Annotated in this window: 20 protein-coding genes; 11 read left to right on the forward strand and 9 right to left on the reverse strand. The window is 60.7% G+C overall.

The window, feature by feature from the left end; all coding sequences use genetic code 11:
* Positions 1-8: 8 nt before the first annotated feature.
* The 3 genes from betA to betI form a co-directional block, all read right to left on the reverse strand.
* Complete coding sequence (betA, locus tag C7U61_RS05925) at positions 9-1658, reverse strand: choline dehydrogenase (protein WP_106997240.1); 1650 nt, start codon at positions 1656-1658, stop codon at positions 9-11.
* Positions 1659-1827: 169 nt separating this feature from the next.
* Complete coding sequence (gene betB, locus C7U61_RS05930; RefSeq protein WP_106997241.1) at positions 1828-3297, reverse strand: betaine-aldehyde dehydrogenase; 1470 nt, start codon at positions 3295-3297, stop codon at positions 1828-1830.
* The gene (gene betI, locus C7U61_RS05935) at positions 3294-3908 is read right to left on the reverse strand and encodes a transcriptional regulator BetI (RefSeq protein WP_106997242.1); all 615 of its coding nucleotides are present in this window, start codon (positions 3906-3908) and stop codon (positions 3294-3296) included. Before betI ends, betB begins: the two co-directional genes overlap by 4 nt.
* A gap of 151 nt (positions 3909-4059) precedes the next feature.
* On the opposite strand from betI, the gene C7U61_RS05940 reads away from it, so the two are divergent.
* From C7U61_RS05940 to C7U61_RS05955, 4 genes are all read left to right on the forward strand, one after another.
* A complete protein-coding gene (locus tag C7U61_RS05940) occupies positions 4060-4608 on the forward strand; it encodes an HdeD family acid-resistance protein (RefSeq protein ID WP_106997243.1) in 549 nt (182 codons plus the stop codon).
* A gap of 227 nt (positions 4609-4835) precedes the next feature.
* Entirely contained in the window at positions 4836-5087 is a 252-nt protein-coding gene (locus tag C7U61_RS05945; RefSeq protein ID WP_106997244.1) for a type II toxin-antitoxin system ParD family antitoxin, read from the forward strand.
* A 210-nt stretch (positions 5088-5297) separates the two neighbouring features.
* A complete protein-coding gene (locus tag C7U61_RS05950) occupies positions 5298-7103 on the forward strand; it encodes an EAL domain-containing protein (protein WP_106997245.1) in 1806 nt (601 codons plus the stop codon).
* Between the two features lie 79 nt (positions 7104-7182).
* Positions 7183-8181, forward strand: coding sequence for an NAD(P)H-quinone oxidoreductase (locus C7U61_RS05955; protein ID WP_106997246.1), 999 nt, complete (start codon positions 7183-7185; stop codon positions 8179-8181).
* Here the strand turns inward: C7U61_RS05955 and C7U61_RS05960 are convergent.
* A complete protein-coding gene (locus C7U61_RS05960) occupies positions 8162-9580 on the reverse strand; it encodes an MFS transporter (RefSeq protein WP_106997247.1) in 1419 nt (472 codons plus the stop codon). The genes C7U61_RS05955 and C7U61_RS05960 overlap by 20 nt on opposite strands.
* Positions 9581-9680: 100 nt before the next feature.
* On the opposite strand from C7U61_RS05960, the gene C7U61_RS05965 reads away from it, so the two are divergent.
* Both C7U61_RS05965 and C7U61_RS05970 read left to right on the forward strand, forming a co-directional pair.
* Complete coding sequence (locus tag C7U61_RS05965) at positions 9681-10307, forward strand: MarR family transcriptional regulator (RefSeq protein ID WP_106997248.1); 627 nt, start codon at positions 9681-9683, stop codon at positions 10305-10307.
* Between the two features lie 97 nt (positions 10308-10404).
* Entirely contained in the window at positions 10405-11412 is a 1008-nt protein-coding gene (locus C7U61_RS05970; protein ID WP_106997249.1) for an asparaginase, read from the forward strand.
* A 14-nt stretch (positions 11413-11426) separates the two neighbouring features.
* Here the strand turns inward: C7U61_RS05970 and C7U61_RS05975 are convergent, their stop codons facing one another.
* A complete protein-coding gene (locus C7U61_RS05975) occupies positions 11427-11915 on the reverse strand; it encodes a DUF2127 domain-containing protein (protein ID WP_106997250.1) in 489 nt (162 codons plus the stop codon).
* Positions 11916-11995: 80 nt separating this feature from the next.
* The gene (locus C7U61_RS05980) at positions 11996-12751 is read right to left on the reverse strand and encodes a DeoR/GlpR family DNA-binding transcription regulator (RefSeq protein ID WP_106997251.1); all 756 of its coding nucleotides are present in this window, start codon (positions 12749-12751) and stop codon (positions 11996-11998) included.
* Positions 12752-12877: 126 nt separating this feature from the next.
* On the opposite strand from C7U61_RS05980, the gene C7U61_RS05985 reads away from it, so the two are divergent.
* Positions 12878-13234 carry a DUF4406 domain-containing protein gene (locus C7U61_RS05985; RefSeq protein WP_106997252.1) on the forward strand — a complete coding sequence of 119 codons (357 nt, stop codon included), beginning with the start codon at positions 12878-12880 and terminating at the stop codon, positions 13232-13234.
* A gap of 153 nt (positions 13235-13387) precedes the next feature.
* Complete coding sequence (locus C7U61_RS05990; protein WP_106997253.1) at positions 13388-14008, forward strand: glutathione S-transferase N-terminal domain-containing protein; 621 nt, start codon at positions 13388-13390, stop codon at positions 14006-14008.
* Here the strand turns inward: C7U61_RS05990 and C7U61_RS05995 are convergent, their stop codons facing one another.
* The gene (locus C7U61_RS05995; protein WP_106997683.1) at positions 14009-14371 is read right to left on the reverse strand and encodes an MmcQ/YjbR family DNA-binding protein; all 363 of its coding nucleotides are present in this window, start codon (positions 14369-14371) and stop codon (positions 14009-14011) included.
* 26 nt (positions 14372-14397) lie between these two features.
* Positions 14398-14583 (reverse strand): hypothetical protein, encoded by a 186-nt coding sequence (locus tag C7U61_RS06000; protein ID WP_106997254.1) that lies wholly within the window; start codon positions 14581-14583, stop codon positions 14398-14400.
* 150 nt (positions 14584-14733) lie between these two features.
* On the opposite strand from C7U61_RS06000, the gene C7U61_RS06005 reads away from it, so the two are divergent.
* Positions 14734-15630, forward strand: coding sequence for a LysR substrate-binding domain-containing protein (locus C7U61_RS06005; protein WP_106997255.1), 897 nt, complete (start codon positions 14734-14736; stop codon positions 15628-15630).
* A 6-nt stretch (positions 15631-15636) separates the two neighbouring features.
* Here C7U61_RS06005 and C7U61_RS06010 read toward each other — a convergent pair whose 3' ends face one another.
* Complete coding sequence (locus tag C7U61_RS06010) at positions 15637-16296, reverse strand: glutathione S-transferase family protein (protein WP_106997256.1); 660 nt, start codon at positions 16294-16296, stop codon at positions 15637-15639.
* Positions 16297-16571: 275 nt separating this feature from the next.
* On the opposite strand from C7U61_RS06010, the gene C7U61_RS06015 reads away from it, so the two are divergent.
* Complete coding sequence (locus C7U61_RS06015) at positions 16572-20081, forward strand: indolepyruvate ferredoxin oxidoreductase family protein (RefSeq protein WP_280952755.1); 3510 nt, start codon at positions 16572-16574, stop codon at positions 20079-20081.
* 86 nt (positions 20082-20167) lie between these two features.
* Positions 20168-21331 carry an isovaleryl-CoA dehydrogenase gene (locus C7U61_RS06020; RefSeq protein ID WP_106997258.1) on the forward strand — a complete coding sequence of 388 codons (1164 nt, stop codon included), beginning with the start codon at positions 20168-20170 and terminating at the stop codon, positions 21329-21331.
* Positions 21332-21333: the final 2 nt, after the last annotated feature.

The raw sequence follows: 21333 nt of genomic DNA on the forward strand, positions 1-21333 counted from the left end.
TCCCCACCTTACCGATCGCTCGTCTCCCACCGCGGATTGATCCAGGGCTCCTGGTTGGAGCGTGCCAATCTCGGCTTGCCGAGGATATGGTCGGCGGCCTTCTCGCCCGTCATGATCGAAGGACCGTTCAGGTTGCCATAGGTAACATGCGGAAAGATCGAGCTGTCGGCGACGCGCAGCCCGTCGACGCCGATGACGCGGGTATCGGGATCGACCACTGCCATCGGATCGTCCTTCGATCCCATCCTGCAGGTGCCGCAGGGGTGATAGGCGCTTTCCAGATGTTCGCGCAGGAAGGCGTCGATCTCCTCGTCCGTCTGAACGTTCGGTCCGGGCTGGATCTCCGGTCCGCGATATTCGTCGAAAGCCTTCTGCCCGAATATCTCGCGGGTGAGACGCACACAGTGACGGAACTTCTCCCAATCCTCCGGATGGCTCATATAGTTGAAGCGGATCACCGGGTCGGCCTTCGGGTCTGAGGAGCGCAGCGTGACGTTGCCGCGCGATTTCGACAGGTTATAGCCGACATGCACCTGGAAGCCGTGGCTCTTGGCCGCCGCCTTGCCGTCGTAGCTGATGGCAACAGGCAGAAAATGATACTGGATATCCGGCTGCTTGACGCCCGGCGCGGAGCGCAGGAAGGCGCAGGCTTCAAACTGGTTGGACGTGCCAAGGCCCTTCTTGAAGAACAGCCATTGTGCGCCGGCGATGCCCTGCATGTACCAGGGCAGCCAGGAATAGAGCGACACCGGCTTCAGGCTCGTCTGCTGAAAATAGAATTCCATGTGGTCCTGCAGGTTGGCGCCGACGCCCGGCCGGTCGACCTTTACCTCGATCCCCATCTCGCGCAGATGCTGCCCAGGCCCGATGCCGGAGAGCATCAGCAGCTTCGGCGAATTGAACGAGGAGGCGGAGATGATGACCTCGCGGTTTGCCCGGATCACCTCGATCTTGCCATTGCGCTCGACTTCGACGCCGGTTGCGCGGCCGTTTTCGATGACGACCTTGCGGGCAAAGCAGCGGATGAGCGTGACATTCGGCCGCTTCAGCGCAGGCTTGAGATAGGCTGTCGCCGCAGACCAGCGCCGGCCCATCCACGTCGTCTGTTCCATCAGGCCGAAGCCTTCCTGCTTGCTGCCGTTGTAATCCTCGGTCGTCTCGAAACCCGCCTGCTTGCCGGCCTCGATGAAGGCGTGGAACAGCGGATTGCGGACATCGCCGCGGCGCACATGCAGCGGGCCGTCCTTGCCGCGCCATCCCTCTTCGCCGCCATGGGAGTGCTCCATCCGTTTGAAATAGGGCAGTACGTCGGCATAAGCCCAGCCTTGCGCGCCCAGTTCCTCCCAGCGGTTGAAATCCTCCGCATGGCCGCGCACATAGACCATGCCGTTGATGGAGGAGGAGCCGCCGATCACCTTGCCGCGCGGAGCGGTGATGCGCCGGTTGTTGAGCTGCGGCTCGGGCTCGGAGAGATAGCCCCAATTATAGCGGTCCATGCTCATCGGCCAGGCAAGGGCTGCCGGCATCTGGATGAAAGGCCCGAAATCGCTGCCGCCGAATTCCAGAACGATCACCGAATGCTTGCCGTCCTCCGACAGGCGGTAAGCCATGGCGGAGCCGGCCGAACCCGAGCCGACGATGACGAAATCTGCTTGCATGACGATGTGCTCCAGGTGGCAACAGGCGTAAATCGTAGGGCCTACACCCTCCCCTTGAGGGGGAGGGTCGGCCGCAGGCCGGGGTGGGGTGATTGCTGCTACACGCGCTGCGGCTGGTCACCCCCACCCGCCGCTAAGCGGCGACCTCCCCCCTCAAGGGGGAGGTGAATCAATAAGGCGCCTGTACCGGCCCCATGCCGACATAGACGGTCTTCAGCTCCGAATAGTGCTCCAGCGCCGCCAGCGAATTCTCGCGGCCGAAGCCGGATTGCTTGGAGCCGCCGAAGGGAATTTCGACCGGGCAGAGATTGTAGGTGTTGATCCAGAGCGTGCCGGCTTCGAGTTGGTCGACGACGCGGTGGGCGCGCGTGAGGTCGGCGGTGAAGACGCCGCCGGAAAGGCCGAATTCGGTGGCATTGGCGCGGGCGATCACCTCGGCCTCGTCGTCGAAATCCAGAACGCACATGACTGGCCCGAAAATCTCCTCGCGGGCGATCGTCATGTCATCGGTGACGTCGGCAAACACGGTCGGCTGGATATAATAGCCTTCGCCGGCGACGTTGTTGGGGATGCCGCCGCCGGTCAGCAGCGTCGCACCCTCGGCCTTGCCCTTTTCGATATAGGCGAGCACCTTCTCGCGCTGCGCCCAGGAGACCATCGGGCCGATCTGCGTTGCCTCGTCCATGGGGTCGCCGATGAGCATGGCATCGGTGCGCACCTTCAGGCGCTTCAGGAATTCGGACTTGATCTTGCGGTTGACGAAGACGCGCGTGCCGTTCGAGCAAACCTGCCCGGTCGAATAGAAATTGCCGAGCATGGCGCCGCCGATGGCGCTGTCGATATCGGCATCGTCAAAGACGATCAGCGGCGACTTGCCTCCGAGTTCCATGGTGACATGCTTGAGGTGGCCGGCCGCCGAAGCCGCCACCTTGCGGCCCGTCGGCACCGAGCCGGTCAGCGATACCTTCGCCACGTCGGGATGGTTGATGAGCAGAGGCCCGGTTTCGCGGTCACCCTGGATGACATTGTAGAGACCTTTCGGCAGGCCGGCCTCGATCAGGATTTCGGCGATCTTCAGCGCGCCGAGCGGCGTGTTTTCCGAAGGCTTGAACACCATGGCGTTGCCGGCGATCAGGGCCGGGGCGCCCTTCCAGCAGGCGATCTGCTGCGGATAGTTCCATGCGCCGATACCGACGCAGACGCCGAGCGGCACGCGCTTGGTATAGGCGAAATCGCCGCCGAGCGGAATGTAGGAGCCGTTGAGGCCGGCTGCCGCGATGCCGCCGAAGAATTCGAAGCTGTCGGCGCCCGACGTCGGGTCGGCGACGATGGTTTCCTGGATCGGCTTGCCCGTATCCAGCGTTTCCAGTTCCGAAAGCTCGCGATTGCGTTCGCGCATGATCTCGGCCGCCCGCTTCAGGATGCGGCCGCGCGCCGTCGGGCTCATGGCCGCCCATTCCGGCTGCGCCCGCTTGGCGCTAGCGATCGCCTTTTCGACGATGGCGGGCGTTGCCGCATGCAAGCGGGCGATTACCTCCCCGGTCGCGGGGTAGATGCTTTCGATAAGAGTGCCGTCGGTGTCCTCAACATATTCTCCGTCGATGAAATGCGAGGCGGTGGGCTGGGCTTTTAGGGTCATGTTTCAGTCCTTTGAACGGCGGCCTCTCTGGAAAGCGGCGCAAGCAGTAAATTGATGTAATCTTCCGTAAGCGCGATCGAAGCCTCGATGCTGATCGGCGCCGATCTCAGACTTTGACGGATATAAAGGCCGTCGATCATCGCGGCAGCGCCTTCGGCGATGCGTTCTGCGTCTTCCTCCGGACATAGAGCCTTGAGATTGGCAAGCAGGTTGGAGCGCAGCCGGCGCGCATAGATGACGAGAAAGCGCCGCGTCTCCTCCGAACGCTGCGCTTCGGCATAGAAGGCGAGCCACGCCGCGATCGTCTCCGGCGCAAACTGATCGGCCTGGAAGCTGACGCGGATGACGGCCGAGAGCTTTTCGCGCGGTGTTTTGGCCGCGCGCAGCGCCGTGATGACGCTGTCGCGCAGCCGCTGTAGATGCACTCGGACGGTCTCGATCAGCAGCTGTTCCTTGCTGCCGAAATAATGATGCGCGAGGGCAGGGGAAACGCCGGCCTGCTTGGCAATTTCGGACATGGTGACGGTCAGCGAGCCGTGATCACCGATCACGCGCATCGCAGCATCCACCAGCGCCTTGCGGCGCACCGGTTCCATTCCCACTTTCGGCATTTTTCATCCCCGAGGCTGGACACAATGTATTTTTGATTGACTGATCAATCAATAAAAAAATGATGTGCGGGGCAACCTGCTGCCGAAAATCCGCAACCCCTTTCCGATGAGCATTTCTGTGCCATACTTCCGAAGAGGAGGAGGTGCAGTCATGGTCGATATTCTTGATGAAGTTCCCCCATCGGCAATGCGTGACAAATGGGGATGGTTTGTCGGGCTTGGAATCCTGCTGATGATCTGCGGCGGTATCGCGCTTGGCAATGTGTTCATCGCCACCGTCGCTTCGGTCTATTACATCGGCATGCTGATGCTGATCGGCGGCATCGTGCATCTGGCCCATGCCTTTCAGGTGCGAGGATGGGAGCATATCCTGTTCTGGATGCTGAGCGGCCTGCTCTATACAATTGCCGGTATCCTCGCCTTCGCCAATCCACTGTTGGCCTCCGAGGCACTGACCCTGTTCCTTGCCATCGCACTGCTCATCGCCGGCACGTTTCGCGTCTGGGTCGGCCGCAAGTTGAAGCCGGAGCGCGGCTGGGTCTGGATCGTCATCAGCGGCCTTGCGACCGCGGTTGCCGGCATTGCCATTGCCGTCGGCTGGCCGGTCAACAGCCTCTGGATTCTTGGTCTTTTCCTGGCCTTCGATCTGATTTTTCAAGGGTGGACACTGGTTGTCTTCGGCCTTGTGCTCCGGCGGTAGCGCACTGCCCGATAGGAGTAACGGACTGCTACTTTTTGACAAGGAGCGTGAGCGGCGTTACTCTTTGGGTCTCTGCCATGTCGGGCAGAACGGCGTTGCGTTGATGTGACGACAGTATCTTCATCCGAAAGTGCGCGTGTCGACAGACATGCGTGAAGAAACTGGTTAAAGCCGCGGAACCTGCTTCCAGACAAATTTCCGCTAGATAACGTCAAGGGAGGAATATCATGCCGATGGTAACGGTTTCCATCTCTCCGCTTCAGGCTGCCGGCATCCGGGCAGCGGTCGACACCGGCACCTATGCCTCGAGCAGCGAAGTCGTGCGGGAAGCCCTGCGCATGTGGGATGCAGCCCGCAAGCGCGGTGACATTTGCGATGTGCCTCGTGCCGCCAACGATGGTGGCGAGACAGCAAAGAACGGCCGCTGCGTCGCCGATATGTTTGCCGATTACGAGGCGGAACGGCAGTCAAGCAATTGACGGCGATAACCCTCCGTCAGCAGGGCTGCAGAGCTGCCAGGCGCTCCATCTTCGTTCCGGCGGATGGTTAACATTGCTTTACCATTCACGAAACTTTCACATGCGGGAAAGGTTTCGTTGACGCTTTATGACGCATCTTCGGCCGAAAACGCGGTAAACCCAAAGTTTTACTTAAATAAATTAGATTAGAATCCGCAAGTGGAGATGGGCATGTCCCTGACTGCCGCAGCCGAACCGGGCGTCTTGCGCCGATATGCCAGCGATCAGATCGTTACTCTGGCCAAACTCGTGATCGAAAACGCATTCCAGCCGATCGTGGAGGCCGGCACCGGCGCCGTTTTCGGCTATGAATCCCTTATGCGCGGGCAGGAGCGCATCGGTTTCGACAGCCCGGTCGACATCCTCGATGAGGCCGAACGCACCGGTCAGCTTCTTGGTTTGGAACAGATGGTCACCAGCCGGGCGCTGGCAAAGTTCGCCACCTTGCCCAACATCGCTGCCTCTACTCTTTTCCTCAATCTGGATGTCCGGTTGATCCCGCAAGGCGCCACATTGGTGGATGGCCTGTTGCAGCATATGCAAAAAGCCGGGATTGCGCCCTCGTCCATCTGCTTCGAATTCTCCGAGCGTTTCGACAATACCATCGTGCCTGAATTTCGCGATCTGGTCGCCAGGATGCGAAGCTCCGGCTTCAAGCTGGCGATCGATGATTTTGGTGTCGGGCGCGGCGAAATGAAGCTTCTGTCCGATTATCCGGTCGATTACCTGAAGATCGACCGGCATTTCATCGTCCATATCGACCGAAGCGCCCGCAAGCGCCATATCCTTAGAAATCTCGTCAACATCGCCCATGTTCTCGGTACGCGCGTCATCGCCGAGGGTATCGAGACGGAGGCGGAGTTCCTGACCTGCCGCGAATTCGGCGTCGACTTCGTCCAGGGCTGGTTCATTGCCCGCCCGACGGTGCTCGTCAATGAGCTGAAGCCGAGCTTTCCGCATCTGCAGGATCTCGGCAAAATGGCGCGCAACAGTCAGTCGCTCGATGAAATCCTCATTCGCAAGCAGATCGAGGTGCTGCCGACGATCCGCGAAAGCGACAGCATCGACAGCGTTTTCGAACTCTTCCGCCGCAATCCGCGCCGGGCCTATTTTCCCGTCGTCAACGCCAATAACGAGCCGCGCGGGATCATCCACGAATACCAGCTCAAGGAATATATCTATCAGCCCTTCGGCCGCGACCTGCTGAAGAACAAGGTCTATAAGCGGTCGATTTCGCATTTCGTGGAGATGGCGCCGATTGTCGGGCTTGATTCCGATGCCGATACGCTGATGACGATCTTCGCCAACATGGAAAGCAGCGATTGCCTGATCGTCACCGAAGGCACGCATTATGCCGGCATCGTCTCGGCCGCCTCGCTCATCAAGGTCATCAACGAGAAGCAGTTGAAGATCGCCCAGGATCAGAATCCCCTGACCGGCCTGCCGGGCAATCGGGCAATTCACGATTTCATGCAGAATGCTGGCCGCGATGGCGATGACATAAGGCATTTCTGCTATTGTGACTTCGATAATTTCAAGCCGTTCAATGACGCTTACGGCTTCCATGTCGGCGACCATGCCATTTCGATATTTGCCGCGCTGATGCGCCGCTATTTCTTTGCCGAACGCCATTTCCTCGGCCATGTCGGCGGCGACGACTTCTTTATCGGCGTCACCGGCTGGAGCGCGCCGGAGCTTCGCGAGGTTTTGGATCGGCTGCTTGCAGATTTCCACGCCGAAGTCCTCGAACTCTATTCGGCGGAGGATCGTGCCGCCGGCCGCATTCGCGGTCATGACCGCAGCGGTGCCGAGGCGGAATTTCCCTTGATGCGCTGCTCGATCGGTATTCTGGAACTGCCCGAGGGACTGGTGATCGACAACAGCAATCGCGTCAGCACTTCCATCGCGGGCATCAAGGCAAAGGCAAAGGAAAGCGGCATCGGCATCGCATTCCTCGGCTTGGCCGAGACGAATTGACGCCCTTCGGCACTCGATCCTTTTCAAGCGTTCTGCGCTAAACTATCTCCACTGCTTTGCTGGGAGAGGAGATTGCGCCATGCCCTTGCCGTCTGAAATGCGTTTCGTGGATTTGCCGTCCTTTGGCGGACCGGAGGTCATGACCATCGCCCGCAAGCCTCTGCCTGTCTTGAACCCAGGCGAGATTCTGGTCCGCGTCGAGGCTGCCGGCGTCAATCGGCCGGATGTGGCGCAACGCCAGGGGATCTATCCGCCGCCCAAGGAAGCAAGCCCGATCCTGGGCCTCGAAGTGGCTGGCGAGATCGTCGATGTCGCGCCCGGCGTGACCGAATTTGCGATCGGCAACAAGGTTTGCGGCCTCGCCAATGGCGGCGGCTATGCGGAATATTGCGTCCTGCCCGCTAGCCAGGCTCTCCGTTTCCCGAACGGTTATGATGCCGTGCACGCAGCCGCGCTCCCCGAGACCTTCTTCACGGTTTGGGCCAATCTCTTCCAGATGGCGGGCCTCACCGAGGGCGAAAGCGTGCTGATCCACGGCGGCTCCAGCGGCATCGGCACGACGGCGATTCAGCTTGCCCGCGCTTTCGGCGCGACGGTCTATGCGACCGCCGGATCGAAGGAAAAATGCCAGGCCTGCGAGAAGCTCGGCGCCAAAAGGGCAATCAACTATAAAGCGGAAGATTTCGCCGAAGTCATCAAGGCCGAAACGGAACATGGTGTCGATATCATCCTGGACATGATCGGCGCCGCCTATCTGGAAAAGAACCTCGCATCGCTTGCCCGCGACGGCTGCCTTTCGATCATTGCCTTCCTTGGCGGCGCGGTGGCGGAGAAGGTCAACCTGACGCCGATCATGGTCAAGCGCCTGACGGTGACGGGATCGACCATGCGTCCGCGCACGGCTGAAGAAAAGCGGGCCGTCCGCGACGACCTTCTTTCCCAGGTCTGGCCGCTGCTCGACCGGGGCACCGTCGCCCCGGTCATTTATCGGACCTTCTCTTTCGACGACGTAATTGAGGCGCATCGCTTGATGGAAACCAGCGACCATATCGGCAAGATCATGCTGAAGCTGGCTTGATCGTGAAGGACAGGATGATGGCGATGAGACCGGGTATCGCCATTAGCACGTAGAGCCAATTTGCAGCGGAAAGGGCGCCGGCAATGCCGCCCGGATCGGTCAGGCCCGCTCCATTGACGATGACCCCGGCAAGAGCAGCGCCGAACGCGCCGCCCAGCGATTGTGTCATCGAAATGGCAGCCGAGGCCTTGTCCTCATCGGCTTTCCTGGCGAGGCCGATGATCCTGGTCACCAGATGTGCCCAGCCGAGACCGACGCCGAATCCCATCAGGAACATGGTGATGACGGCGGGCGCAAACCTGGCGACGGTATCAAAAGGCGTGCTCGTTGCCAGGAAGGGGATCAGTGATGCGGTCGCGGCCGTTTCCACAATGCAGCCGGCAATGATGGCGAGGGCCGCTCGCCTGCCTGAGAAAGAATTACTGAGGAAGGCCGCGATGGTCCAGCCGAGCGCTACCAGCGCCACGAGATAGCCCGAGACCAGCGGCGTTACGCCATGCAGCGTCTGCAGGAAGTAGGGGATATAGATGTCGCTCGTCAGCACCAGCGTCATCGTGAATATCGTCAGATAGAGCCGCGCGATCGGATTGCCGAGCATGACGGCCCCATGCGGAAGGAGGCGCACTTCGCTCTTGCGCTCGATCAGCACCATCGCCGTGACCAAAATGATGGACGCCGTAATCAGCACGACCTTGTAGGTTCCGTGTTCGACGGTGCCGGCAATGCTGACGAAAAGGACGGCAATCAGCAGAAGCGCGATCTGTGCGAGTGGCGTCCTTGTATCGATCCGGTCATCCGCAACATCGGGCAGCAGCCGGCGCGCCGAAAGTGCCATAATGACGGCCAGCGGCACGAGGATGATGAATGCCTCGCGCCATGCGCCGCCAACGGCGAAGAGGCCGCCGAGGGTTGGTCCAAGTACCGTCGCCACGCCCCAGATCGCGGCGTAGAGTGTCGATGCTCTGCGCCATAGCGGTTGGGGATAGATGAAGCGGATGAAAGCATAGGCAAGCCCGGAAAGCATGCCGGAGCCGTAGCCCTGCGCAGCACGCCCGACGAGCAGCATCGGCATGGTCGGTGCAATGGCGCATGCGAGGCTGCCCACACCGAAAGTAAGTGCCGCCACGATGTAGACGGCACGCAGGCCCATGCCCTTCGGTCGGGTTGCGACCGTAATCGAGCCGAGCACGCCGGCGGCGACAAAGAGTGTCGTCATCCATGAGAACAGTTCGAGGCCGCCGATATCCCGGACGATCGAAGGGGCGATCGTGGCGGTGATGTAGGATTCGACGGCATAAAGCGTCACGCCGCCGCCAAGCATCAGCGTCGCGGGCAGAAGTTTCGGCGAAAACAATGTGAAGACGGAAGAGGATGAGGCAGAGGTTTCGATGCTCGACATCGGACGGTCCCCGGTATTTTTCCTAGCGGTCGATTATTTTCCAAGTTATAATTTGGAAATTACATTCTTGCCGAATTAAAACAAGAGACAACTTGGAAAAATGCGTCAGTCACCTGCCAATCGAATTCTGATCCTGTTGAAAACCGACGGGCCACAGCTGGCAGCCGCTGTCGGCGATGCACTCGGCATATCGTCCGAGGCGGCCCGCCAACAGTTGACGAAGATGGCGGAGGAGGGATTGATCGAGCCGGTGGCGGAGGCTCGCGCCGGCAGGGGCAGGCCACGACAGTTCTGGCACCTGACGGCCGCCGGCAACCGGCAGTTTCCCGATGGCCATGCCGATCTGACCGCCACCCTGCTTGCGACCATGGCCAGCCAGTTGGGGCAGGGCGCCGTCGATGCGGTCATCTCGGCGCGTGAAACGGAGATGCTCCGGCGCTACCGCAGTGAGATCGACCTTACCGCCGATCTGCCCTCGCGCGTCGCGAGCCTAGCCGCGATACGAACGCGGGAAGGCTATATGGCCGATCATTGGCGGGAGAATGACGGCTCGATCGTGCTGGTGGAGAACCATTGCCCCATTTGTGCTGCCGCACATGCCTGCGCCGGCTTCTGCCGTTCCGAGCTCGAGACTTTCCGTATGGTTCTTGCCGCCCAGGTGGAGCGGGAAGAGCATATTCTTCTCGGCGCGAGGCGGTGCGCCTATCGGATTCGGCCGACCGTTTGAGCAGGGAGTTTTAGCTTCGGGGATATCGTCGGCAATTGGCAACGCAGGATGCAGCGGCTATCACTAGCCGTATAGCAAATCAAAGGCAGCTTGCATCATGTCCAATCCCGTCTGCATCGAAGTCACCCGTGGCAATCAGGTCGAAAGCCGTCACCGTGGCTCGGTCGTTGTCGTCGATGGCGACGGGAAGCTGGTTTTCTCCCTCGGCGATATCGAAAGCGGCGTCTTTCCGCGCTCGGCCTGCAAGGCGATGCAGGCTTTGCCGCTGGTGGAAAGCGGCGCCGCGGATGCCTATGGTTTCGGTCATAAGGAATTGGCGCTCGCCTGCTCCTCGCACAATGGCGAGGATGAGCATGTGGCGCTCGCCGCCTCCATGCTGGCGCGCGCCGGCCGCGATGTCGGTACGCTCGAATGCGGCGCGCATTGGTCCTTCGACCAGAAGACAGTAATTCATCAGGCCCGCACCATCGACAAGCCGACGGCGCTGCATAACAATTGCTCGGGCAAGCATGCCGGTTTCGTCTGCGCCTGCTGCCATCAGGATATCGATCCCAAGGGCTATGTCGACTATCATCACCCGCTCCAGCAACAGATCCGTGAGACGATGGAGAGCCTGACCGGCGCTGTTCTTGCGCGTGACAATTGCGGCACCGATGGCTGCTCGATCCCGACCTATGCCGTACCGCTCAAGGGACTGGCGCATGGCTTTGCCAAGATGGCGACGGGCATCGGGCTCGCGCCCTTGCGCGCCAAGGCATCGCGGCGGCTGTTCGAGGCCTGCATGGCCGAACCCTTCTACGTTGCCGGCACCGACCGTGCCTGCACCAGGCTGATGCAGATCGCTCCCGGCCGTATCTTCGCCAAGACCGGCGCCGAAGGCGTGTTCTGCGCTGCAATCCCCGAACAGGGCATCGCCATCGCGCTCAAGTGCGACGATGGCACGACTCGTGCGGCGGAGATCATGGTGGCGGCGACGCTCGCCCGCTTCTTCGAGAAGGATAGCACAGTCCATGCCGGCCTGATGTCGATGGCCGCCCGATCCTTCAAGAACTGGAACGGCATCCATGTCGGCGATATCAGACCGACAGCTGCCCTGACGGCTTAAAGGACCCGCTCCGTTCAGCTGCTCGGTCGCCGGACCGCCACATGCTGCCGCACGACCTTATATTCCTGCCAGATCAGGACCATGACCGCGAGATCGAAGATGGTAAGGATGATGAGCCCGATGCCATGCGTGTCGGTGAAGCGGTAAAGCTGGTAGACGATGAAAAGCCCAAGGGCGGCCAGCGATGCCGGATAGGCCCACATCTTGCCCCGGAGCAGGCCGATGACCAGCAGCACCTTCACAAGCCCGTGGCTCAGCAGGTAATAGGCATAGAAATTCTTGGTCCCGACGGAAAAGTCCTGCGCCCAGGTAAGCAGATGCGTCGCGATGAAATCATGGGGATCGTTGAGAAGCTCGGGCTGCGCGATCCTGTTTGCCAGACGAAGGATCGATTCCGTGCTGACGAGCGCCAGCACCATGCCGCCGAGACATTCGATCAGGGCGTGCGCGCCCTTCAATAGAACGCTGATTTCGAAGAGTTGGTGAATGCGGCGTTCGTTCATGGGCGATCGTAACCTATGGGGCCTATTCAGGTAGGCTTGATCGGCGACGAGGACAAGGCATATCGATCTCCGGCCGCCGATCAGGCCGGGAAGATCGGCATCCCGGTATCCCGGTAGGGCGCCAGGCTTTCTTCCGGAACATCCGATGATACGATCAGGCCGGAAACGCCGTGTATGGGCAGGATCTGGCATGGCGAGGCGGCATCGAGCTTCTCGGCCGTCGACAATACGTAGGTTTCCGCCGAGCATTGGGCGATATGCCGCTTGATGGCCGCTTCCTCGAAATCGCCGGTGGAAAAGCCGCGTGCGGGGTGGATGGCGGTGACGCCAAGAAAGAAGATGTCCGCCCTTATCGATGCGATCGCCGCCACGGCGCCAGCACCCGTCGCGACCATCGAATGCTTGTAGAGCTTGCCGCCGATCAGGATCACCTCGGCCAGGGGATGATGCTCCAACTCGCCAGCAATCGTCGGGCTGTGGGTGACGATGGTAACGGCGATATCCTTCGGAAGGTGCCGTGCGATCTCGGCATTCGTAGTGCCGCCGTCCAGGAATACGGTCCGCCCCGGCTGGATCATGCCGGCCGCATAGGCGCCGAGCCGGCGTTTCTCGTCGGAGGAGACCGTCTGCCGCGCGGTAAAATCGGGTAGGTCCGGTGACAGCGGCAGTGCGCCGCCATGCACCCGTTTCAGCAGTTTTTCCGCCGCCATCTCCCGCAGATCCCTGCGGATCGTGTCCTCGGATAGGCCGAGATCGTCGGCCAGCGCCTTGGCGATTACCTGGCCGTCCCTGCGCAATCTGTCGAGGATGAGGGTCTTGCGTTGGCTGGTCAGCATGCCGGTCTCTGCACGTTATTTCATGAATAATCCGGAAGTTATCAGAAAAGATTCGACATTCAAGAAAATATACGCATTATCGTGCAAATTCCTGCAGAAAGCAGGAGCTGAAAATGGAGGCATGACATGTTGATTCTAATTGCGGGGCCTTATCGCTCCGGCACCGGCGATGATCCGAGGAAAATGGCTGAGAACCTCAAGCGCCTGGAGGAGCCGTCCTATGCCCTGTTCAAGGCCGGGCATCTGCCCATGATCGGCGAATGGGTTGCCTTGCCGGTCTGGCACGCCGCCGGCGGCAAGAGCATAGGAGACGATTTCTATGAGGAGATCTTCCATCCGACAGCGGGCCGACTGCTGCAGCTTTGCGAGGGTGTTCTGAGGTTGCCGGGCGACTCCAAGGGCGCCGACAACGATGTCCGCATCGCTCGTGAGCGCGGCATTCCCGTCTGGTACAGGCTGGAGGACGTGCCCGGCTGCGCCTGAGATCAAGCGCCCATGCCCACTGAGCTAGCCAAAGGGGATGGGCATATCGGTCCGATCGATCAAAACCTTTTGTAGCGTCCATCAGCATCGGCCACTTCCGTATTGGCCGGGTTCGCTTTAGCTTCCTCACGGACTTCAATCGAGGAACGGAACATGCTGACATTCTATTTCGCGCCCGGAAGCTGCGCGCTCGCCAGTCTCATCGCCCTGGAAGAATCCGGTCTTGCCTACGAGCACCGACGCCTCAACCTCGCCAATGGCGATCAGCGCCAGCCGGATTATCTGGCCATCAACCCCAAGGGCCGGGTTCCCGCCCTGGTGACCGATCGCGGCGTCATCACCGAGAACATCGCGATCCTGGCCTACGTCGCGCAGATCGCGCCGGCTGCGAAGCTGGCACCGCTCGACGATCCCTTCGAATTCGCGCAGATGCAGTCCTTCAACGGCTATATCGCCTCCACCGTTCATGTGAACCATTCGCACAAGGGGCGCGGCTATCGCTGGACCGACGATGCGGCAGCCATCGAGACGATGAAGGCCAAAGTGCCGCAGACCATGACCGAGGCCTTCGCCTTGATAGAAGACAAGATTCTGAAAGGCCCTTGGGTGATGGGCGAGCAATATACCGTTGCTGACGGCTATCTCTTCACCATGGAGACCTGGCTGCCGGGAGACAATGTCGATATCAAACAATTCCCGAAGGTCAGCGCCCACTATCAGCGCATGCTTGAGCGTCCGGCCGTTCAGAAGGCACTCGCCGTCGAGAAGGGTTGATCATATCCGGCCGAATGCTGCCACAAGCTTTTTCGGGGCGCGGTATCGCCACGCCTCGATCAACCGCAATTGCAACTCCTCATCGCCGATCGCGGTGATGCGCAGCGGCAGGGAGGGCCAGCCGACATAATGATCGGTCTGGAAATAGATTTCCGGCGCCATTTCCATCAGCTGTTCCTTGCGATCGATCGGCAGCGATAGCACGATGGCCTCGTTGTTCTTGACGGTCACGAACGCTTTGCCGCCGACCTTGAAGGCCGGCAGACCGTAATGCAGGCCAGGTTCAACCGCAGGCAGCCCGGCTTGCGCGATAAGCCGCTGCAATCGTTCGGCGATGGTGTCGATATCGATGACCGATGTCATGTTTGCGCGCGTGAAGTAGGTCTCTCTCAGGCGCATTCTTCCGGCTGAACGCACCGCTTGTCCATAGGACGCCCGAGATTTTCCGGCATCAGCGGTAGGTCGGCCAATTCCTCCAGTGACATGCTCGCAAGTATCGGATGCTGCAGCGGATCACTTTCCTCCTTACGATCCTCCTCCGGCAGGTGACTAAAGAAAAGCTTCAAGATCGACATGGATTGCCTCCTCGGAGCTCCGCATCGATGCAACCATAAGAGCATCAGCCGGCGGAGCTGCGGCGCTTTTCGCCCTTATAATGCAATAATCGCGCGTATACCCGCTTTGCGCAATTGAGAATGCCGGGATGCTGTTATAGATATTCTATAATGAGAAATCTCAACAACGTTCATCTGAATGGCTTGCGCGCCCTTGAGGCGGTCGGACGACTCGGCTCGCTGCAGGCGGCGGCCGACGAACTCGGCGTGACTGTCGGCGCGGTCAGCCAGCAGGTCATCAAGGCGGAGGCGCAACTCGGGCGGCCACTGTTCGAGCGAACTCCGAAAGGCATGACGGTGACGGCATCGGGGCTGGGGATATTGACGAGGCTCGGCGAAGGCTTTCAGTCCCTTTCGGCGGCCGTGGCGCTCACGCAGCATGGGGACGAGAATATCCTCACGATCTCGGTCGCGCCCGTCTTTGCCGCCCGCTGGCTCGTATACCGGCTCGACCGCTTCGCCGCTCGCCACCCGGATATCCGCCTGCGCATCGATGCGACCACTCGGCTGATCAATCTGGCAACATCGGATGTCGATATCGGCATTCGGGTCGGCAGCGGACAATGGCCCGGCGTCAAGGCCGAACTGCTGTTGGCCCAGGAGGTGTTTCCCGTCGTCACGCCGCCGATTGCCGCCACGCTTCGGGAGCCTGCCGATCTTCTGAAAGTCCCCGCGGTCATCGACGGACATGCAATGTTCGGCTGGGAAGTTTGGCTGCGCAAGGCCGGGCTTTCAGAGCATCGCATGGAAGAGCGGCACATCTTCAACGACGCGTCGCTCTGTCTGGATGCGGCCATAGCGGGGCAGGGGGTGATGCTCGCCTGGCAGACGCTGGCAGCCTATGCGCTCCAGCAGAAATGTCTCGTCGATCCTTTCGGCATCCGCGCAAAGACCGGGTTCGGCCATTATTTCGTTACCACGCCCGGCGTGCGCGAACCGAAAAAGGTTTCCGCCTTCAAGGCGTGGCTTCGCGAGGAGATGGAAGAGAGCATGCGTCTCTTCCGATAGGATCTATCAGACCGGCTCCTGACCGCGGGTCGCCTGCATGGCCTTGTAGGCGTCGCGCGACTGGCAGCGTTCGATCCAGGCTTTCATCTTCGGGCGGGTATCGAACAATTCCTGTTCGGTCTGGGCGTAGCGCATCACTTCCGCGAGGTTCAAGTCAGCGGCCGTGAACCGATTGCCGACGAGATAGTCCCGATTTTGCAGATGCTTTTCGAGCACGTCGAGCGGCTTCTTCAGCGAGCGGCAGGCAACGGCGATGCCAGCCTTGCCGGCCTCGCTGTTTTCCTGGGCATTGTCATAGATGCGGACGAGCGCGACGCTGTAGGGCTCGACTTCGGTTGCCGCCCACATGCTCCACATCGACATCTGTCCTTCTTCCTCCACCGTCTTGCCGGCCAGTGGCCCGCCATACTTGCGCGCGAGGTAAAGGTTTATGGCGAGCGATTCATGCAGCATGAGATCGCCATCCTTGATGCACGGAATCATGCCCATCGGATTGACCGCCAGAAACTCCGGCGACATCGTGTTGATCGGCGCATCGGCGGCAAGCGGGTTGGGAAGCCGGCTGGCCTGGATGACAGGTACCGATTTGAACTCGATCCCGAGCTCCCCAGCCATCCAATAGTTGCGCGAAGCGCGCGAGCGATAGACACCGTAGATCGTCAGCATATGCATCTCCCAGATTCGAGTGAGCGCGACCTTACGGGGTGAGTCGGACGTGTAAAACCCCATATGGCTGATTTCTGCGATGAAAGCTCGTGATGAATGCCCGCATGCGGCACGCCGAAGCACGAAAATATCCGTCAGCTGCCCCAATTCTTTACAAATCATGCGGCCGACGCCCAGCCTTCGTTCGGAAATTAGCGCAGGTGCATGTTAGAATTGCGCCATGATTTTCGTTGGAAGCGGTAGGAGGTTTCCGGCGAGAAGACAAAGCGCAATTGGTGACTGCGATCTCGGGAGGAGAGCAGATGCTTGCAACCAGTGTATCGCTAGACGACAAATATACCGCAGAGGAAGGCCGCGTCTTCATGACCGGCCTGCAGACGCTGGTGCGCCTGCCCATGACGCAGATGCGGCGCGACCGCGCTGCCGGCCTCAATACGGCAGCCTTCATATCGGGTTATCGCGGATCGCCGCTCGGTGGCTACGATCAGCAGCTCCTGAAAGCCAAGACTTACCTTGACGCATATGACGTCACCTTCCAGCCCGGGATCAACGAGGATCTAGCCGCAACGGCCGTTTGGGGCTCGCAACAGGTCGGTCTTTCCCCCGGCGCCCGCAAGGATGGCGTACTCGGCATCTGGTATGGCAAGGGTCCCGGCGTCGACCGCTCCGGCGATGTGCTGAAGCACGCCAACGCGGCTGGAACCTCCAAATATGGCGGCGTCCTGTGTATTGCCGGCGACGACCATTCCGCCAAATCCTCGACCATGCCGCATCAGACCGACCATGATTTCATGTCGGCCGTCATCCCGGTCATCTATCCCTCGTCCATCCATGAATTTCTCGAATACGGTCTGCTCGGCATCGCCATGTCGCGCTATTCCGGCTGCTGGGTCGGCATGAAGTTCATCGCCGACACCATCGAAACGACGGCGGCCGTCGATCTCTCCGGCGAGAAGCGCCAATTCGTCCTGCCGACCGATTTCGAGATGCCGCCCGGCGGCCTCAATCTGCGCTGGCCCGATCCGCCGCTGGTCCAGGATGATCGTCTGCAGACCTACAAGGCCTATGCCGCCATCGCCTTTGCCCGTGCCAATCGCGTCGACGAAATTACGCACGATGTGCCGAACGCCCGCCTTGGTATAATCTCGTCCGGCAAGGCCTATGAGGATGTGCTGCAGGCGCTGCGCGAGCTCGAGATCGGGCCGAAGGAAATGGCGGCGATCGGCTTGCGTATCTTGAAGGTGCGTATGCCCTGGCCGCTCGAGCCCGAGGCCGTACGGCATTTCTCCGAAGGGCTGGACGAGGTTCTCGTCATAGAGGAGCGGCGCGAGATCATCGAAAACCAGATCAAGCAGCAGCTCTTCAACTGGCGCGCCGATGTCCGTCCGCGTATCGTCGGCAAGTTCGACGAGCACGACAAGCCCTATCTCAGTCTCTCGGCGGCTTTGACTGTAGGCGCCGTTGCCAGAGCGATTGCGGGACGTATCGTCAAGCTCGATCTCGATCAGGGCCTGCATGACCGCATCGCCGCGAAGCTTGCCTATCTGGCCGAGCGTGGCCAGATCAGCCGCAGCCATGTCGCGCCGCTGAACCGCACGCCCTTCTTCTGCTCCGGCTGTCCGCACAATACGTCCACCCGCGTTCCCGAAGGAAGCCGCGCCATTGCCGGCATCGGCTGCCACTATATGGTCACCTGGATGGACCGCAACACCGAGACCTTTACCCAGATGGGCGGCGAAGGCGTGCCGTGGACTGCGATTGCCCGCTATACCGACGAAAAGCATATGTTCGTCAATCTCGGCGACGGCACCTATTTCCACTCCGGCATTCTCGCCATCCGCCAGTCCGTCGCCTCCAGGGTCAACGTCACCTACAAGCTGCTCTATAACGATGCCGTCGCCATGACCGGCGGCCAGCCGATCGACGGCTACCTGACGCCGCAGCTGGTGACGAAGCAGCTGCACGACGAGGGCGTCAAGCCGATCTATTTGCTCTCGGACAATCCCGATACCTATCGCGCTTCCGATCTGGCGCCCGGCGTCAAGGTTCTGCATCGCGACCATATCGATCAGGTGATGCTGACGCTGCGCGAGACGGAAGGCTGCTCGGCGATCGTCTATGTTCAGACGTGCGCGGCCGAGAAGCGCCGTCGCCGCAGCCGCGGGCTGATGGAAGATCCGGCCAAGCGGGTCTTCATCAATCCGGCCGTCTGCGAGGGCTGCGGCGATTGTTCCGTGCAATCCAACTGCATCTCCGTCGAGCCGCTCGAAACGGAGTTCGGCCGCAAGCGCCAGATCAACCAGTCGAGCTGCAACAAGGATTTCTCCTGTGTCAAAGGCTTCTGCCCGTCCTTCGTCACCGTTCATGGCGGCAAGCGCCGCAAGCGCAAAGCGCTTGATCATGCCGATGTCTATGTGCCGATGCCCGAAATCCCCATCATCGGCGATCGGCCGTGGAATATCGCGATTGCCGGCGTCGGCGGTACGGGCATCCTGACGATCGGCGCGATCCTCGGCATGGCCGCGCATCTCGACGGCAAGGTGCCGATGATCCTGGACATGGCCGGTCTGGCCCAGAAGGGCGGCGCGGTCATGAGCCATCTACGCATCGGCCACAATCAGGCCGACGTCACCTCCTCGCGCATCGTCAACGGCGGCGCGGATCTGCTGTTTGCAGCGGACGAGGTGGTGGGCGCCTCCAAGGATGCGATCACGCTCTGCTCGCCGACGCGGACGACGGCCATCGTCAATACCGGGCTCATGCCGGTCGCCGACTTCGTGCGCAACCGCGATTTCGATTTCAAGACCGGTTCGATCCAGCACACCATCGCCAGAACCGTCAGCGACAAGTCTGTTTTCCTCGATTTCGGCTATGTCGCGACGGAGGTGACCGGCGATGCCATGTCGACCAATATCCTGCTGACAGGTTTTGCCTGGCAGCGCGGCCTGCTGCCGCTGTCGCTGGAGGCGATCGAAAAGGCGATCGAGCTTAACGGCGTCGCGGTCAAGGCCAGCCTTTCCGCCTTCCAGTGGGGACGGCTTCTGGCGCACGATCCGCAAGCGGTGCATGCTATGATGGCGGAACCCCGGATGGGCAAGACCCTGGCGGAGATGAGCTTCGAGGAACTCATCAAGCACCGTAAGGCGCATCTTACCGCCTATCAGAATGCTGCGCTTGCCGAACGCTACGTCGCCTTCGTGGCGCACGCCAATGCGCTTGCCGCGAAAGAGCGGCTTTCGGAGAAGGTGCCTTTTGCCGTTGCCGTCACCTATGCACGCGTTCTGGCCTATAAGGATGAATACGAAGTCGCGCGTCTTCTGACCGATCCCGCCTTCGAAGCGCATCTGCGCGAGGAGATGGAGGGAGATTTCAAGCTGGCCCTCAATCTCGCGCCGCCCATCCTTGGCGGCAAGGATCCGAACGGCCGGCCGAAAAAGCGTGAGTTTGGCGCGTGGATCCTGCCGTTGCTGCGCGTCCTTGCACCGATGAAGCGCCTGCGCGGTACGCCCTTCGATCCCTTCGGCTATATGGCGGAACGCCGGCTGGAGCGGCGCCTGATTGCCGATTATGAAAGAATTGCCGAGCGGGTTCTTGCCGGTTTGCGCCATGACAACGAGGCTGAGGCCCTTGCCATCCTCGCGCTGTTTGATGAGATAAGAGGCTTCGGACCGGTCAAGGAGGAGGCCGCCCGCAAGATCATGGTGAGAATTGCTGACAAGCTGAAAGCCTATGAGGCGCCTGTGGAGACGCAGGGCAAGCAGCCCATGCCCGCCGACGCGGCATGACGGCTGCGGCCGAAACTTGAAGCGGGCATAAAGAGATATAGGTTCGTAAGAATCGCGCGTTCGGGACTATCGGGAGGAGAAGCCGGATGTTTGCAGGGGGATTGAACTTCGCGCTGGGGGAGGACATCGACGCATTGCGCGAGCAGGTGCGCCGTTTCGCTGCCAACCGTATCGCACCGTTTGCCGATGAAATCGACCGCAACAACAATTTTCCGATGCATCTGTGGCGGGAGATGGGTGATCTCGGGCTGCTGGGGATCACGGTCGATGAGGCCTTCGGCGGCGCGGGCCTCGGCTATCTCGCCCATACGGTGGCGATGGAGGAAATCAGCCGCGCCTCGGCTTCCGTCGGCCTGAGCTACGGCGCCCATTCCAATCTCTGCGTCAACCAGATCTACCGCAACGGCACGACCGCGCAGAAGGAGCGCTATCTGCCGAAGCTGATATCGGGCGAGCACGTGGGGGCTCTTGCGATGTCGGAGCCGAGCGCCGGCTCCGATGTCGTCTCCATGAAGCTGCATGCAGAAAAGCGCGGCCGCCATTATGTGCTGAACGGCAGCAAGATGTGGATCACCAACGGTCCGGATGCCGATGTCCTCGTCGTCTACGCCAAGACCTCGCCGGATGCTGGCCCGCGCGGGATCACAGCCTTCCTCGTCGAGAAAGGCTTCCCCGGCTTCTCCGTCGGCCAGAAGCTCGACAAGCTCGGCATGCGCGGCTCGAACACCTCGGAACTCATCTTCCTCGACTGCGAGGTACCGGAAGAGAATGTCCTTGGTCAGGTCGATGGCGGCGTCCGCGTGCTCATGTCGGGTCTCGATTACGAGCGCGTCGTCCTCTCCGGCGGTCCCATCGGCATCATGGCCGCCTGCATGGATGTGGTGCTGCCCTATATGCATGAGCGGAAGCAATTCGGCCAGTCGATCGGTGAATTCCAGCTGATGCAGGGCAAGCTCGCCGACATGTATGTCACCATGAATGCCGCGCGCGCCTATGTCTATGCGGTAGCCGCCGCCTGCGATCGCGGCGAGACGACGCGCAAGGATGCCGCCGGCTGCATTCTCTATTCCGCCGAGAAGGCGACGGCGCTGGCGCTCGAATGCATCCAGGCGCTCGGCGGCAATGGCTATACCAATGACTATCCCGCCGGACGGCTGCTGCGCGATGCCAAGCTCTATGAGATCGGTGCCGGCACGTCCGAAATCCGGCGCATGCTGATTGGCCGCGAGCTGTTCGGCGAAACGGCCTGATT

Source organism: Rhizobium sp. JAB6 (assembly GCF_003024605.1).
Classification (GTDB): Bacteria; Pseudomonadota; Alphaproteobacteria; order Rhizobiales; family Rhizobiaceae; genus Rhizobium.